We start from the raw sequence: 14,886 nt of genomic DNA on the forward strand, positions 1-14,886 counted from the left end.
TGACCTCTCCTGTCGTGGGGGTGGGGTGAGTCAGGGTGCGCCGAGGATGTGGACCGCGCAGCTGGCGGCGGCACCGTGGACGAACGCGCCCAGGGTGTGCGTGAGCGCGACGCGGGCGCCGGCCACCTGGCGCTCGCCCGCGTCGCCGCGCAGCTGCAGCACCGCCTCGCCGATCTGCGCGCAGCCGGTGGCGCCGACGGGGTGGCCGCGCGCGCCGAGCCCGCCGGACGGGTTGATCGCGACATCGCCGTCGAGGGCGGAGCGGCCGTCCTCGACGTAGGCGCCGCCGTCGCCCGGGGCGCAGAAGCCGAGGTCCTCGGTGTGGAGGATCTCCGCGATCGTGAAGCAGTCGTGGACCTCCGCGAGGTCCACCGCGTCCGCGTCCAGCCCGGCCTGCAGGTAAGCCCGCTCGGCCGCGTGGCGCGTCAGCGCGAAGCTCGTCATGTCCCCGAACGGCTCGTGCGCGCTCGACGTCTGGGCGGACGCGAGGATCCGCGGGTCGGTGGGACGGGCGAGGTCGCCGGCGACGACGATCACGGCTGCGGCACCGTCGGAGATGCCGCAGCAGTCCAGCAGCCCGAGCGGCGTGGCGACCCGGCGGGCGGCGAGGACGTCCTCCACGGTCACGGGCTGGTCGAACTGCGCGATCGGGTTCAGCGCGCCGTTGCGGTGGTTCTTGACCGTGACCGCCGCGAGCTGCTCGGGGGTCGTCCCGTAGCGGTCCATGTGGCGGCGGGCGATCATGCCGAAGACGCCGGGGAAGGTGACGCCGAACCGCGCCTCGGCCTGCAGGTCGCTGGCCCCGGCGAGGACCTCGATCGTCAGCGGCGTCGGCGCGCGCGTCATGTGCTCGGCGCCGAACGCGATCGCGACGTCGACCTGGCCGGTCGCGACGGCGAGGTAGGCGCTGCGCACGGCGACCGAGCCGCTGGCGCAGGCGTTCTCCACGCGCGTCACCGGGAGTCCGCCGAGGCCGAACGGGCGCAGGGCCAGCTGCCCGAGGGCGCACATCTGGCCGCCCAGCTGCCCGCCGGTGACGTTGCCGACCCAGGCCGCCTCGATCGCGGACGGGTCGATGGCGGCGTCGGCGATCGCGCGGTGGACGGCGACCTCGGCGAGCGAGCGGTCGGTCTCGCCGGGCAGGCGGCCGAACGTCGTCAGGCCGACGCCGCGCACGGCGACGGTCCGCAGGGTGGTGGAGCTCATCTTCCGGCCTCGCCCGCTCCGCCGGCCATGCCGGCCGGCTCGCAGTGGAAGGGCAGGTCGCTGCCCGAGTCGTGCGCCACCAGGACGAGCGGCAGCCCGTGCCGCAGCTCGCGGTCCGGGTCGCCGTCCACGACGATCGGGGCCAGGACGCGAGGACCGTCGTCGAGGTCGACGTACCCCAGCGCGTACGGCACGGGCAGCGGCGGGGCGGCCGCGCCGACGTGGACCACGGTCCAGGTGAACAGGCGGCCGGTGCGGGGCAGCGGCTCGACGCGCAGCGCGTCCCAGGTGGAGCACGCCGGGCAGTTGCGCTGCGCGGGGTAGTAGCCCGCGTCGCAGGCGGTGCAGCGGACCCAGGTGGCCTGCGGGTGCGCGGCGGCGGTCATGCGGCCGCCGCGCCCGGCAGCGCTCGGACGAGCTCCTGCACGCGTTCGGGCGACGCCGCAGCCGCGATCCGCGGCGCCAGGACGGTCGCCTCCGCCGGCGCGTTCCAGGGTGCGCCCCACTCCGGCACGGCAGCGCCCGAGACCGCGGCGCCGATCGCGGCATGGCCGTCCGCGAACGCCCCGGCACCATCGGCGTGGACCAGCGCGAGCGCCGGCCGCCGGTGGTGCACCAGCAGGTTCAGCAGCGGCGAGCAGAGGCCGAGCTCGTCGGCCGTCGGTGCGCGTCGCTCCTCGAGGACCACGTGCCCGCCCGCCTCCAGGATCAGCTTCGCCGCGTCGCAGACCACCAGGCCGCAGGCGTCGACGAGGTCCTCGTCCTCGCCCGCAGCGGCGCGCCGCTCATGACCGGCGACGTGCTCGGCGAGGGTGAGCGGCCCCGTCAGCAGGACGCCGACCGCACCCTCGCGGGCCAGCGCGGCGACGACCTGGAGCGCAGCCGCGAGCGCCGGATGGTCGTCCGCCGCCCCGAGCTCCAGCAGGTCCCACTCGTCGGGATCGACATCGGCGGCGCCCGCCACCCGCCAGCTGCCCTGCGCGGTCTGCGCCAGCGCGCACCCGAGCGCCTCGGGCAGCAGCGTGCCGTCGCCGCCGACCAGCGTCAGGTCCCCCCGCAGCAGGTCGCGCTCCTGCCGCGTCGCAAGGATGCCGCCTGCGGGATCGGTCCGCACGGCAGCGGGATCGAGGCCCAGGAGCCGGGCGCCGAAGCCGCACGGCCGCGGGACGAAGCCGCGGCGGCCGGCGGGCAGGTAGGAGAGCGTCACGACCCGGGCCGGCCTAGAACATCATCACCGGCATGAGCGCGTCCGCCGGCATCGTGATGTCGGGACCGCCGGCGTGGATGACCGTGCGGTCCGCCCACGACCCGTAGTACGGCAGCCCGGCGGGCGGCAGGTCCGTCGTCCAGCCCGCTTCGAACTCGGCGAACGGCACGGCGCGCGCCAGGCGGGCGGCCCGCTCGGCCGTCCGCAGCCGCTCCGTCTCGGCGGCGTCGTGGCTGCCGGTCGCCTCGTCGACCGCGACGAAGTAGATGTTCCGCGCGGTCCAGGCCGAGATGAGGTCCTGGCGCAGATCGCGGACGACCGACGCGGGATCGCGGTCCAGCACGTCGCCGTACCCGCCGCCGCCGCCCTGGCTCATCGCGTAGATCTCGCCCTCGGCGGCGATCTCGAACTGCATGCCGGTGTGGGCGGTCGAGTACTCGGCGCCGGCGAACGGGCGGTCGTTCATCAGCGCGACGGGGTCGTCGACGCGCAGCGTCGTGTCGGCGCGCATCGCCTCCAGGGTGTTCACGCCCTTGACCTTCATCAGCGGCTGGCACGGGGAGCCGTAGCCGCCGAAGAGGCCGAGCGCGAGCGGGAACTTGGAGCCGATCGCGATCGTCATCCAGCCCCACAGCGGCGAGTTCTTGTAGGTCATGACCTGCTGGTGGCCGTGGCCGCCGCGGAACTGGCCGAAGCCCTGGTTGTCGCGCATGACCCGCCGGTTGGAGAGGCACAGGACCGGCAGCTCGTCCTCGATCATCTCGTTCTCGCCGAGGTCGGACATCGAGCAGAAGATCGGCGCGATCGCATGCTCCCCGTCCCGGTTCGAGCGGGCGCCGCCGCCCATGCCGTTGATGTCGGTCATGACGTTGCCGACGAAGTAGCCGTGCTGCGTGTAGCCGCCGAACAGGAAGCCGTTGATCATCGGCCACCAGGACGCGTGGATCTCGGTCGACTTCGCGAGGTTGCCCGAGTGCTTGTCGTTGAAGAGGAACTTCTGCAGGCAGTGCTCGACCGCGGAGAAGCTCGGGAAGAACGTCATCATCGAGACGGCGTTCGGGACCTCGGCCGAGCAGTCGAACGCCGACCCCTCGTCGGTGAGGACGGTGACGGGCTCGAAGGCCGCCTGGTTGCGCGGCAGGTCGGGCCAGACGAAGGTCAGGAAGACCTGGGCGATCATCCCCTTGAGCGACGCCAGGACGGTGTTGATCGCCCGGTTCATCAGCTCCGGGCCGGAGCCGCGCAGGTCGATGATCATCTCGTCGCCGCGGATCTCGATCGTGCAGTTGATCTTCAGCAGCAGCGGCTCGCGGAGGGAGTTGTCGCAGAAGCGGACCACGCGGCGCTTGCCGTCGGGCATCGCCGCCAGGCGGCGGCGGACCTCCGCACCGGTGAATTCCAGGGTCCCGCGCACGACCCCGATCACGGCGTCGCGCCCGTACTCCTCGACCGCCTCCAGCAGCCGGGTGCGCAGCCGCATGGTGCCGGCCAGGCGCGAGCGCATGTCCTCGAGCTGCAGCTTCGGGTCGCGAACGGAGTTCTGGAAGAAGGTGACGAGGTCCTCCCGCAGCTTGAAGTTCTCGCCGATCTTCATCGGGCTGATCTTCAGGCCCTCGTCGTAGGGGCTCTCGGCGGCGGACGGCATGCCGCCGGGCTCGGTCGCCCCGTTCTCGCCCTCGTGGATGATCGTCCCCACCCAGGCGATCAGCTCGCCCTCGTGGAAGACGGGCATCAGGCAGCTCTGGTCGGTGTTGTGGACGTTCCCGAAGCGGGCGTCGTTGTGCATGAAGATGTCGCCGTCCTTGATGCCGACGGTCTCCTCGTCCTGCCAGTGCTTGAGGATGTACTTGATCGGCGGGCCCGCGAGGACCGAGAAGATCAGCACCCCGCTGGAGGACGCGATCGCCAGGTCGCCGCGGGCGGTGAAGATCCCGGAGATCAGGTCGCCCCACTTCGCCGACGGCGCGGAGGCGATGTGCATCAGCATGTCCTTGGCCTCGTTGGCCGAGGTCTGCAGGCGGTTGCGGATGATCGTCTTCGTCAGGTCATCGGTGTCCACCGCCATCGCCGCCTCCTCCAGCGGCGAGCGCGGGGCGGGCTTGTGGTTGCGCATGATCTCGCGGTCGGGGCCGCGGAACAGGACGGTCTTGTGGAGGAACTCCTGCACCTCCGCGTCGAGGGCGGCGGCGTCCTCCGCCTCGGTGAGGTCTGGGCTTGAATCGATGGCCATGGGTGTTCCTCCTACGCCGTGCGGCGCATCTCGATGAAGTAGCTGTCCAGCTGGCTCAGGCGCCAGCCCGGGTTGACCACGAACGTGGTGTGCGGGGCCTCGACCAGGGCGGGGCCGTCGATGACGTCGTCCGGCCCGAGGGCGTCGTAGTCGTAGACCTGCGTCTCGGCGAAGGCGCCGTCGAACCACGCCTGGCGGGTGCCCTTGGCGAGCCGGGCCGGCGCGGTGGCGAGGGCGGTGCCGCCGTCGCCGCCATGCTGGTCCCCGCCGGTCCCGGCGGTCGCGACCGAGGACCCCGCGGCGCCCTCGTCCCCGCGGAACGTGACCTTCTCCAGCGGGACGAACGCGACGACGCGGATCTGGTTGACCTTGATCCCCGTCTCCGGCGTCTGCGTCCCCTCGCCGAACCGGTCGCCGTAGGACGCGTGGTAGCGCTTGATCATGTCCAGTACCTGCCGCGCGGACGTGAAGCGGTCGAACGGCACGATCATCGACGTCAGCTGCAGCTGGTCGCCGTAGCGCATGTCGAACTCGACGCGGAACTGCACGCTCTCCGGCGCGTGGCCCTGGCGGACGATGTCCTTGCGACCCCGCTCCCGCAGCTCGTCGATGTGCCCGTTGAGCACCTCGTAGTCGGTGAACAGCGACTGGCTCAGCGCCTCGTACAGCGACAGGTACACCGACCGCTCGTGGATGTGCAGCTGGTCCATGTTCCCCGCGCCGACGGCCGAGAAGATCGCCGAGTTGCGAGGGACCAGGACACGCTGCACCCCGAGGTCCTCGGCGAACCCGCAGGCGTGCGTCGGGCCGTTGCCGCCGTAGGCCAGGATCGTGAACTTCCGCGGGTCGTAGCCCTTCAGCGCGACCTCCTTGAAGATCCCCTGCGCCATGTTGTTGTCCACGATCTTGCGGACCTGCGCAGCGGCCTCCTGACCGCTGATCCCCAGCGGCTTGCCCAGTCGATTCGCGAACGCCTGCTCGGCCCGCCGGCGGTTCAGCTTCAGCTTCCCGCCGTGGTAGTAGTCCGGGTCCAGGTAGCCCAGGACGAGGTCCGCGTCGGTGACCGTCGGCAGGCGACCACCCATGTCGAAGCACGCCGGCCCCGGGTCCGACCCGGCGCTGTCGGGCCCGACCTCGATGCTGGCGTGCGTCGAGTCGTAGCGGGCGATCGAGCCGCCGCCCGCACCGAGCGCGACCATCGACACCATCGGGATCTGCACCCGCCACCGATCGACGATCGGATCGAACTCGTAGAACCGGATCCCGCCCCCGGTGACCAGGCCGATGTCGAACGACGTCCCGCCCATGTCGACCGTGATCAGCTCGTCGATGTCGAGCTCGTCGGACACCTGCTCGGCCGCGTTCAGGCCCGCCACCGGGCCGGCGTGGATCGTCTGCAGCGCGTGCGTGCGGTTCAGCTGCGACATGCCGCCCGAGTTGTGGACGATCTGCATCGGCCTGCGATAGCCCCGTTCGCGCAGCGCACGCTCCAGCGACCGCAGGCCGTGCTGCATCTCGCGATGCAGGTAGGCATCGAGGATCGCCGACATCGAGCGCGTGTACTCGCCCTTCTTCAGCGACACGTCGTGCGAGCAGACGATCGGGAACGCACCGAGGTAGCTGCCCGGGTACTCCTCGAGCACGACCTGCTCCACGAGGTCCTCGTGCTCGGGGTTCATGACGGAGTGCAGCAGGACGACGACGAACCCGCGGACGCCCTGCTCGACCAGGCGCTGCACCGCGGCGCGGATGTCCTCGCGGTCGGCGGGGACGACGACCTCGCCCGCATGGTCGATGCGCTCGCGCACCCCGACGATGTGCTCGGGATCGATCAGCGGGATCGGCCGGTCGGCGCCGGGCAGGTCGGACTTCTCGAGGTCGGTGAGCCCGTCCCCGTACTGCAGCCCGCGACCGAGCGTGATCGTGTGCTCGTAGCCGAGGGTGGTGATCAGCCCGAGCTTCGGCCCGGATCGCTGGATCAGCGCGTTGGTGCCGAGGGTCGTCGCGTAGCGGACGGACTCCACGCCGGCCAGGACGTCGTCCGTCTCCTCCCCGAGCTCGGCGGCCGCGGTGCTCAACGCCGCCAGGAAGCCCTCGGACAGGTTGTGGTGGGTGGTGAGGGCCTTGGCCTCCACGCGGGCGTCGTCCCAGACCAGGAAGCAGTCGGTGAATGTGCCGCCGATGTCGACGCTGATGCGCCTCATGCCGCCTCCTCCGTCTCGGTGCCGGCCGCCCGTGCTGCGGCGCGGTCCTTCAGCCACTGCAGGTCGAGCTCGATGTCGTGGGTGATCGGGTGGCCCGGCGGGAGGTACTCGACCTCGACCATGACGGCGCAGCCGGGGCAGTAGTACTCCAGGAGCTGGCACCACTCCGCGTCCGGCGCGAAGGTGAACGCATAGGCGTCCGGGTCGATCAGCGGCCGGTGGATCTCGGCGGGGTCGCGGCGGTGGACGACGAGCCCGCGCTTGTAGCTCTCGCCGGCCGGGCCGTGCTCCCGCCCGCAGCGCGTGCAGCGCCACGCCTCGGCGTCGAGGTCGACCTCGAGGTACTCGGTGATGCGTTCGATCGTGGCCATCGGTCATCCCTCCCGGGTCAGGAACAGCTGGTCGTAGGTGTCGCGCTGCAGGGTCCAGCCGGGCGGGACGCAGACGGTCACGATGTCGCCGGCGACGACCGCCGGGCCCTCGATCCGCGCGTGCCGGGCGTCGACGTCGGCTGCGGCGTAGATCGGCGTCGACGTGGCGGCGTCGCCGTCCCACCAGATGTCGCGGTGGGACGCGGGCGCGGGTGGGTCGGTCGGCCGGTCGACCTGCGTGAAGGCGATGTGGGGCAGCGCCGCGCTGGCCGTGACCCGCACGTCGACCGCGTCGCCGCCGGCTGCGGCCTGGGTGGTCGCGAAGCTGACGTCGTCCAGGGAGAAGCCCTCCCCGCGCATGTCGATCCGCGCGCGTTCGGTGAGCTCCCGCTCGGCGGCCTGCGCCGATGCGTCGTCGCCCGCGGCGACGATCCGCCCGTAGCGGTGCTCGACGTCGGCGAAGCCGATGCCGAATGCGCTGCAGACGCTGGCCAGGCCGGGGACGAGCACGCGGTCGATGCCCGCGTGCTCCGCGATCCGCGCGGCGTGGACCGCACCGCCGCCGCCGAAGGCGACGAGCAGGCAGTCGCTGCCGGAGCGTTCGGCGATACCCGCCTTCAGGTGTGCGCCGATGCGGTGCTCGAGCGCCTCCCGGACGCGGTGCGCGCCCTGTTCGACGGACACGCCGAGCGGGCCCGCGACGTGCTCGTCGACGGCCCGCCGCGCGCGCTGCGGGTCGAGGGCCACGCGGCCGGCGAAGCGCTGCGCGACGTCGAAGATCCCCAGGGTGAGGTTGGCGTCGGTGACCGTCGCCTCCGTACCGCCGAAGCCGAAGCACGCGGGGCCGGGCGCCGCGCCGGCGCTGCGGGGCCCGAGCTGCAGCGAGCCATCCTCGGTGACCTCGGCGATCGTCCCGCCGCCGCCCCCGAGCGCGTCGATCCGGCGCATCGGCAGGGAGAACTCGGTCGCCTCGATCGTCCCGCGGGGACGCTCCTCGATGTGCCCGTCCGTGAGGAACGCGACGTCCGTGCTGGTGCCGCCGATGTCGATCGTGGCCAGCTGCGCGACGTCGTAGTGCCGGGCGAACGCCGCTCCCGCCTCGACGCCGCCGGCGGGGCCGGAGTTGTGCGTCTTCAGCGCGGTGACCTTTGCGACGCGGTTCGTCGTCCCGTCGTTGCAGAACACGAACAGCGGCCGGTGCAGCCCGCGCGAGCGCAGGACCGACTCGGCCTCGTAGAGGAACGTCTCCAGCTGCGGGTGCAGGTAGGCGTTGAGCAGCGAGGTCGCGATCCTGCGGCCGAGGTCGACGTCGTCGGCGAGCTCGCCGGAGAAGAGCACGGGCAGCGCGCCCAGGATGTGGCGCGGGTACTCGCTGAAGACGATGCGGCGCACCTGGTCCTCGGCGCCGTCCTCCCCGAGCACGACGACGAGCCGCTCGGCGCCGCCCTCGAGCAGCTCCTCGACGGCGCGCAGCACGGGCTCGGCGTCCTGCTCGTCGTCGCCGCTGAGGGCGACCGTGCGCACGTTCCAGTCCAGCGGCTCGAGCAGGTCGGCCACGAGCGACCCGGCCGGCGCCGCGGCCACGGTCGGCAGGGCGTCCTCCGCGATCAGCAGGCCGAGCCGCGGGCCCGAGCGCTCGATGATGGTGTTGGTCCCGAGCGTCGTCGAGTAGCGGATCGACTCGACCCGGTGCAGCAGCTCGGCCTCGTCGATCTGCAGGCGGACGGCCGCCTCCTCGATCAGCTCGCGGAGCGCGATCGTGAGGTCGTGCGGGGTCGTGAGGACCTTGATGGGCCAGGTCTCCGAGCCCGTGCTGATGACGCCGTCGGTGAACGTCCCGCCGGTGTCGATGTCGATGGTGATGCGGTCGGCTGTGGTGGACACTCGTGACCTCCCTTTAGTTGACGGCCCGCTGAAGGCCGCTCCAGTACTCGGCGCGGAGCGCCTTCTTGTCGGTCTTGCCGACGGCCGTCCGCGGGATCTCCGCCACGAACCGCACCTGCTTCGGGGCCTTCACGGACCCCAGTGCCGCCTTCGCGTGCGCGATGACGTGACCGTCGTCGGCCCACGTCGCGTCGGTCGGCACGATCACGGCCATCACGACCTCGCCCCATTTCTCGTCGGGGACGCCGATGACCGCGCACTCGCGCACGTCGTCGAGCGCGAGGATCGCGGCCTCGACCTCGGCCGGGTAGACGTTGAAGCCGCCGCTGATGACCATGTCCTTCTTGCGGTCGACGATCGCGACGTAGCCATCCGCGTCGATCTGGCCGACGTCGCCCGTGTGGTGCCAGCCGCCGGCGTGCATCTCGGCCGTCTCGGCCGGCAGGCCCAGGTACCCGGGCGCGACGAGGCGACCCCGGGCCACCAGCTCGCCGCGCCGGCCGGGCGCGAGCAGCTCGCCGTCGTCGTCCATGACGGCGACCTGCACCGAGAACGTCGCGCGGCCGCAGCTGGCCAGTCGGTCGCGGTCGCCGGCGGCCACGGCCGCTGCGACCTCCTCCGGCGACAGGTAGGTCAGCAGGAACGGCGACTCGCCCTGACCCCAGCACTGGGCGATGCACGGCCCGAAGACGGCGACGCCCTGCCCGAGCTTGTCCGGCGAGACGGGAGCCGCCGCGATCAGCAGCATCGCGAGGCTCGACATGTCCCGCGGCCGCTCCTGCTGCGCGGCCAGCAGCGCGTAGTACGCCGTCGGCGGCAGGAACATGTGCGTGACGCGGTGGCGCTCGATCTGGTCCAGGACGTCGTTCGCGTCGAAGCCCGGGCGGATGACGACGGTCGCGCCGAGCGAGCCGAAGATGACGCCCATGACGCCGGCGGCGTGGGTGATCGGCGCGACCATGAGGTTGACGGGGGCGTCGACGGTGGGCCAGTGACGCGTCGTCAGCTCGTTCAGCGTCGCCCAGACCTGGTTCGTCCAGGTCACGGCCTTCGACCGCCCGGTGGTGCCGCCGGTCGGCCAGGCGACGCAGCGCGCGTCGGGGGCGCCGAACGGATCGGACCAGTCGGGGACCGCGGTGCCCATGCCGGCCGCGAGGAACGCCGCGAGCGACTCGGCGCCGGGGAACGCGTCCCCGAGGCTGATGACGGCAGCCAGCGTCGGGACCGCCGCGCGGATCGCGTCCACGTCGGCGGCGAAGCGCTCGTGCACGAAGAGCCAGCGGCACCCGACGTCCGCCATGAAGTCGGTGTTGGCGCTCAGCGCGTTGAGATGGTTCAGCGGGGCCCAGACGCCACCGGCGCGCCAGACGCCGAGCATCGCGAGGAAGCCCGACGCCTCGTTGGGGGCCAGGACGCCGACGGTGTCCCCGAGCGCGAAGCCCTGCGCGTACAGGCCGGCTGCGACCGCCCACGAGTGCGCGCTCGCCTCCGCGTAGCCAACGGTGACCTCGTCGGTGACGAGGAGCGGATGCTCGGGGGCGAGGGCGACGCCCTTGTCGAAGTAGTCGATGACGCGCATGCAGATGACCTCTCGCCGACCGTACGCCGGGGTCCGCCGCCGGACTTCGCCGGGATCGGCGAAGTCGACGTGCGGAATTCGTCAATCCCGGTGACGGGTTCCGCCCTGTCGCTCGGCCCGCGGTCCGCGGTAGGAGTGACAGGCATGAACGCGACGCTCCTCGGCTCCGCTCCCGGTCGTGCCCGGACGGGCGCCTACGAGGCGCTCATCCAGATCGGCAACCGGCTCCACGGCGCGTCCGCCGACGTCGACCGGGCGCTCGACCTGATCGTTACCCAGGCCCAGGAGCTCCTGGACACCGACCTCGCCTGGCTCGTCCTGGCCGACAACGAGCGCGGCGTGCTGCGGCCGGTGGTCATCCGCGGGTTCCGCAGCGACGACTTCCTCGAGGTCGAGCTGCCGTCGGGCATCGGGGTCGGCGGCTGCGCCATCGCCCAGCAGCAGCCGCTCATCGTGGACGACTACGCGAACCACGAGCACGCGACCACGCCCGCGGTGCGCGAGGCGATGCTCGCGGAGGGCACCGTCGCGCTGATCTGCGCGCCGATGCTGAGCGACGAGGAGCTGGTGGGGACGCTGTACGTCGCCAACCGCCGGGCGACCGCGTTCACCGGCGAGGACGCGTGGCTGCTCGGAGCGCTCGCGGCGCAGGCGTCGGTCGCGATCGAGAGCCGGCGCCTGTACCGACGCCTGACGGTCCAGAACGAGCTGCTCGAGCAGGCGTTCAGCGTGCATCGCCGGCTGAACCAGGCGAGCCTGGACGAGTCGGGGCTGGTCGGGCTGGCGGGGGTGCTGACCGAGCTGATCGGGTTGCCGCTCGTGATCGAGCAGGAGATCTGCGAGCCGCGGGTCATCCACGTGATGAAAGGCCCGCCCGCCCCTGGCATCCCACCGGGCGCAGCGGCGACCGGGGACGCCATCGGTGCAGCCGTCCCGACCGTCGTGCGGACGATCGCCGCCGGCCCGCGGCGGCTGGGCACGATCGAGGTCGTCGGCACCTCCGCGCTGGACCCCCTCCAGCTGAAGGCGCTCGAGCAGGGCATCACGCTCCTGGCCCTCGAGCTGCTGAAACAGCGCGCGTCGCTGGAGGTCGGCTGGCGCATGAGCGGCGAGCTGCTGGAGGAGCTGCTCGACTGCGCCGGGCCGGTACCGGCGGCCCTTGCCCGCCGGGCCGAGCACCTCCAGGTCGACGTCACCGCGGCGCACCGGATGCTCGCGATCGCGCCGGCGGACCCGCGCGGCGAGCGCCACACCACGCTGCTGGAGATCGCCCGCGGCATGATCGCCCGGCGGGCCCCGGGAACCGGCAGCCGCGCGCTGGGGCTCAAGCGCGGGCACGAGGTCCTGCTCGCGCTGCCCCCCGCACTCACCGGCGACGCCGCGGCGATCGCCCGCGCCATCCAGGACGCGGCCCGGTCGACCATCGGCGAGCTCTACGTCGGCGTCGGCCCGTGCACGAGCGACTTCGCGCAGACCTGCCGCGGGGCCGTCACGTGCCTCAACCTCGCGCGCGACGCGCACCCGTCCGCCGCGATCGTCGAGTACGACACGCTCGGCTCCCTGCGCTTCCTGCTCGATGCCCCGGACCTGCGCAACGCAGCCGACATCGCGCGCGAGCCGCTCGCCGCCCTGATCGCGCACGACGCGCAGCACCGCACGCCGCTGCTGGAGACCGCGCGCGCCTTCGTCGAGTGCGGCGCGCACTACGGCCGGGCCGCCGAGCAGTGCTACGTCGCCGTGAGCACGCTCAAGTACCGGGTCCGCAAGATCGAGCAGCTGCTCGGGACCCACCCGGCGGATCCCGAGCTCGCCTTCCGGCTGGCGCTGGCGTTCAAGGTCCAGGACCTGCTGGCGGTCGCTGCCCCGCGCGATCAGCGGGCGAGCGCGACGCCGGCGCGTGCAGGCCTCCGGCCCCAGTCAGGAGGCGCCGACTCGTAGGCGACGACCGTGGCTCCCCAAGCGCCGCACCCGAACAGGCCGCTGCGGTCCTATGTCACGCGCCCCCGCCAGACATCGACCGTCTCCCCGCCGGTGTTCTCGGTCGGTTCCAGCTTCTGCCGGCGCGTGATCGGCAGCGGCGGCCGGCAGACGAACGAGAACTCCTCGTTCGCCTCGCGCTGCGCCGGCGAGGGTGGGGCGTCGGTCGCGCATACGGCACCGGGGCTGCACGGACGCCGCCTGACGGTGACCTTCGCCGTCGTGGGGTAGCTGATCTCGTAGTTCGCGGCGAGGCCGCCCGCGCAGCGGATGGTGTGCGTCCCGACGGCGAGGCGTGCATCGGGGTCGTCGACCGGGGCGTCCTGCACCTGGCAGGTGGGCTGCTGCAGCAGGACGGTCGGCGTGTCGCCGTCGAGGAAGCCCGAGGCGATCCAGGTCAGCTGCGGGATCAGGTCCCCCGTGACCATGTCCTTGCTCTCCGGGCGGATCGTCAGCGTCGCGGGGTGCACGCGCGTGGCGACGGTCGCCTCCTGTGCCGGCGAGCCGTCAGCAGGGACGAAGCGCGCGACGAGGTTGTACTGGCCGGCGTCGAGCACCAGGTCGGGCTTCGCGACCTCGAGCAGCCCGGGGACGCCCACGTTCTCGAACGTGTAGGTCGTGGATCCGGGCCGTGAGGCGGTCGCGTCCAGGTCACCCGGGTTGATCGGCGTGCCGTACGTGGTGTCCGGCGGCGGGGTGAACCGGATCGTGGCGACGTCGGCGCCGACGGTGAGGCCGCCGGACAGCTCCGTCCGGCTCGGCGCGAATGCGCCCGCGCCGAGGAAGTCGGCGCTCACCTGGCCGATCCCGCTGCCGGCGGGGGTCGCCCGGCAGGTCGCCTGCCAGGTCACGCCCGTGAACTGCAGCGGGACGGCAGCGCAGCCGTCTGCCGGGACGCCGTCGATCGCGAAGCGGACCGCGCCTGCGCCGTCGCTCGTCCCGACGGTCGCCGTCAGCGTCACCGTCGCGCCGGGGGTGACGGCCGAGCGGTCGGCCGCGAGCGCGATGCTCGTCGGGATCAGCTGGGGCGCCGCAGCCTGGCGGAGCCGTGCGCGGAGCCCGCTGATCCGAGCGGACGTGGTGGTGGTCGGCGTCGTCGCAGCGGTGGTGCCGGTGGCCGTCGTCGGGGTGGTCGCGGTCGTCGTGCCGGTCGTGGTCGGCGTGGTCGCGGTGGTCGGCGTCGTGGTCGTGGTCGTGGTCGTGGTCGTGGACGTCGTGCCCGTGGCCGGCGGCGGCGTTGTGGTCGCCGCCGGCGCCGGCGCCGCCCCGACCGGCTGGTAGACGTAACACATGTTCCGCGTGTCGAAGACCGAGCTCGCCGCCACGTTGAGCGTCGTCAGCCGGTCGGCCGGCTTGGCCATCGTCCCGTTGGCGTTTCGCCCGGCGTAGGTGGCCGCCAGCGTCGGGTTCTTCTGCTGCCAGTCGGCCCAGAGCTTGTCGATGTAGGAGTGCAGCAGCCAGAAGAGCGGGTCGTTGGGCGAGGAGTTCTGCGCCAGGTCACCCCCGACCGCCATGTGCACGAGCCCGTGCTGGGTGGTCTCGATCGCGCTCCGGACCGCGTCGTAGGTCTTGGCGCCGGCCAGCAGCTGCACCATCTGCGCGGACGTCCGGAAGGTCGGCGGCGCGAAGGAGAAGTCACGCGTCAGCGCGTGGGCAGCGGGGTATCGCGGCTTGAGACCCGGCAGCAGCCCGGTCTTGACCACCCCGTCACCACCGAACGCCCCCGCACCGAAGACCGGGGCCGACGCCGCTTTGCTCGCGTCGAGGCCGGCGTCCCAATAGGGCACAGTGACCGATGGATCGACGAGCTGCAGCGCCTTCTCGAAGTTGCGGATGAAGCGCCGGTGCCAGGGGAGGAACTCCGCGTAGAAGTGGATGTTGCGCGCCGAGTCCAGGTGGATCTTGACGAGCTTGTCGTAGGCGGTCGGCGCCGGCCCGGTCGTCAGCGTCTTCACGGCGGCGGCGTAGCGGCTCAGCTCGTCCGCCGACAGCGTGCGGATCTCCTTCCGCAGCTGCGTGGGGCAGGTGGCGGCGTTCGCCGGTGCGGCCGCGCTCCCCCCGAGCGCGGCCAGCACGACGAGTGCGGCCCCCAGTCGTCCCGTCCTGCGCCTGCCGGCGCCGCCCCCAGAGTCGGTCACCCACCCATCCTGGGCCGCGGCCGGGCGACGAGCATCACCTGTTCTGGTGATCTTTAGCGTGTGGCCGCGCGGCCGACGCCCTGCACCGGG

The 14,886-nt window shown here is 72.6% G+C and carries 10 protein-coding genes; 1 reads left to right on the plus strand and 9 read right to left on the minus strand.

Annotated features, from left to right (window positions below):
* Nucleotides 1-30 precede the first annotated feature (30 nt).
* From DSM112329_RS26815 to DSM112329_RS26850, 8 genes are read right to left on the minus strand one after another with little or no spacing between them, the layout of a single operon-like run.
* Nucleotides 31-1,206 (minus strand): beta-ketoacyl synthase N-terminal-like domain-containing protein, encoded by a 1,176-nt coding sequence (locus tag DSM112329_RS26815; protein ID WP_354699641.1) that lies wholly within the window; start codon nucleotides 1,204-1,206, stop codon nucleotides 31-33.
* Nucleotides 1,203-1,592: an OB-fold domain-containing protein gene (locus DSM112329_RS26820; protein WP_354699642.1), complete on the minus strand. Its 390-nt coding sequence runs from the start codon at nucleotides 1,590-1,592 to the stop codon at nucleotides 1,203-1,205. The genes DSM112329_RS26815 and DSM112329_RS26820 overlap by 4 nt, the downstream gene beginning before the upstream one ends.
* Nucleotides 1,589-2,413 carry a hypothetical protein gene (locus tag DSM112329_RS26825; protein WP_354699643.1) on the minus strand — a complete coding sequence of 275 codons (825 nt, stop codon included), beginning with the start codon at nucleotides 2,411-2,413 and terminating at the stop codon, nucleotides 1,589-1,591. The genes DSM112329_RS26820 and DSM112329_RS26825 overlap by 4 nt, the downstream gene beginning before the upstream one ends.
* 13 nt (nucleotides 2,414-2,426) lie before the next feature.
* Nucleotides 2,427-4,643: a hydantoinase B/oxoprolinase family protein gene (locus DSM112329_RS26830; protein WP_354699644.1), complete on the minus strand. Its 2,217-nt coding sequence runs from the start codon at nucleotides 4,641-4,643 to the stop codon at nucleotides 2,427-2,429.
* A gap of 11 nt (nucleotides 4,644-4,654) precedes the next feature.
* Nucleotides 4,655-6,847, minus strand: a complete 2,193-nt coding sequence (locus tag DSM112329_RS26835) for a hydantoinase/oxoprolinase family protein (protein WP_354699645.1) — start codon at nucleotides 6,845-6,847, stop codon at nucleotides 4,655-4,657.
* Entirely contained in the window at nucleotides 6,844-7,218 is a 375-nt protein-coding gene (locus DSM112329_RS26840; RefSeq protein ID WP_354699646.1) for an acetone carboxylase subunit gamma, read from the minus strand. Before DSM112329_RS26840 ends, DSM112329_RS26835 begins: the two co-directional genes overlap by 4 nt.
* A 3-nt stretch (nucleotides 7,219-7,221) precedes the next feature.
* Nucleotides 7,222-9,102 carry a hydantoinase/oxoprolinase family protein gene (locus DSM112329_RS26845; protein ID WP_354699647.1) on the minus strand — a complete coding sequence of 627 codons (1,881 nt, stop codon included), beginning with the start codon at nucleotides 9,100-9,102 and terminating at the stop codon, nucleotides 7,222-7,224.
* Nucleotides 9,103-9,115: 13 nt separating this feature from the next.
* Nucleotides 9,116-10,681: an AMP-binding protein gene (locus tag DSM112329_RS26850; protein WP_354699648.1), complete on the minus strand. Its 1,566-nt coding sequence runs from the start codon at nucleotides 10,679-10,681 to the stop codon at nucleotides 9,116-9,118.
* 144 nt (nucleotides 10,682-10,825) lie between these two features.
* Here DSM112329_RS26850 and DSM112329_RS26855 point away from each other — a divergent pair, with 144 nt between their 5' ends.
* Nucleotides 10,826-12,619, plus strand: a complete 1,794-nt coding sequence (locus DSM112329_RS26855; protein ID WP_354699649.1) for a GAF domain-containing protein — start codon at nucleotides 10,826-10,828, stop codon at nucleotides 12,617-12,619.
* Nucleotides 12,620-12,669: 50 nt separating this feature from the next.
* Here DSM112329_RS26855 and DSM112329_RS26860 read toward each other — a convergent pair whose 3' ends face one another.
* Nucleotides 12,670-14,796: a tyrosinase family protein gene (locus DSM112329_RS26860; RefSeq protein ID WP_354699650.1), complete on the minus strand. Its 2,127-nt coding sequence runs from the start codon at nucleotides 14,794-14,796 to the stop codon at nucleotides 12,670-12,672.
* Nucleotides 14,797-14,886: the final 90 nt, after the last annotated feature.

Source organism: Paraconexibacter sp. AEG42_29, assembly GCF_040581415.1.
GTDB lineage: Bacteria > Actinomycetota > Thermoleophilia > Solirubrobacterales > Solirubrobacteraceae > Paraconexibacter.

Coding starts and splice junctions, on each gene's coding strand:
- DSM112329_RS26815 (WP_354699641.1), bottom strand. CDS start 1,206: ATGAGCTCCACCACCCTGCGGACCGTCGCCGTGCGCGGCGTCGGCCTG.
- DSM112329_RS26820 (WP_354699642.1), bottom strand. CDS start 1,592: ATGACCGCCGCCGCGCACCCGCAGGCCACCTGGGTCCGCTGCACCGCC.
- DSM112329_RS26830 (WP_354699644.1), bottom strand. CDS start 4,643: ATGGCCATCGATTCAAGCCCAGACCTCACCGAGGCGGAGGACGCCGCC.
- DSM112329_RS26835 (WP_354699645.1), bottom strand. CDS start 6,847: ATGAGGCGCATCAGCGTCGACATCGGCGGCACATTCACCGACTGCTTC.
- DSM112329_RS26840 (WP_354699646.1), bottom strand. CDS start 7,218: ATGGCCACGATCGAACGCATCACCGAGTACCTCGAGGTCGACCTCGAC.
- DSM112329_RS26850 (WP_354699648.1), bottom strand. CDS start 10,681: ATGCGCGTCATCGACTACTTCGACAAGGGCGTCGCCCTCGCCCCCGAG.
- DSM112329_RS26855 (WP_354699649.1), top strand. CDS start 10,826: ATGAACGCGACGCTCCTCGGCTCCGCTCCCGGTCGTGCCCGGACGGGC.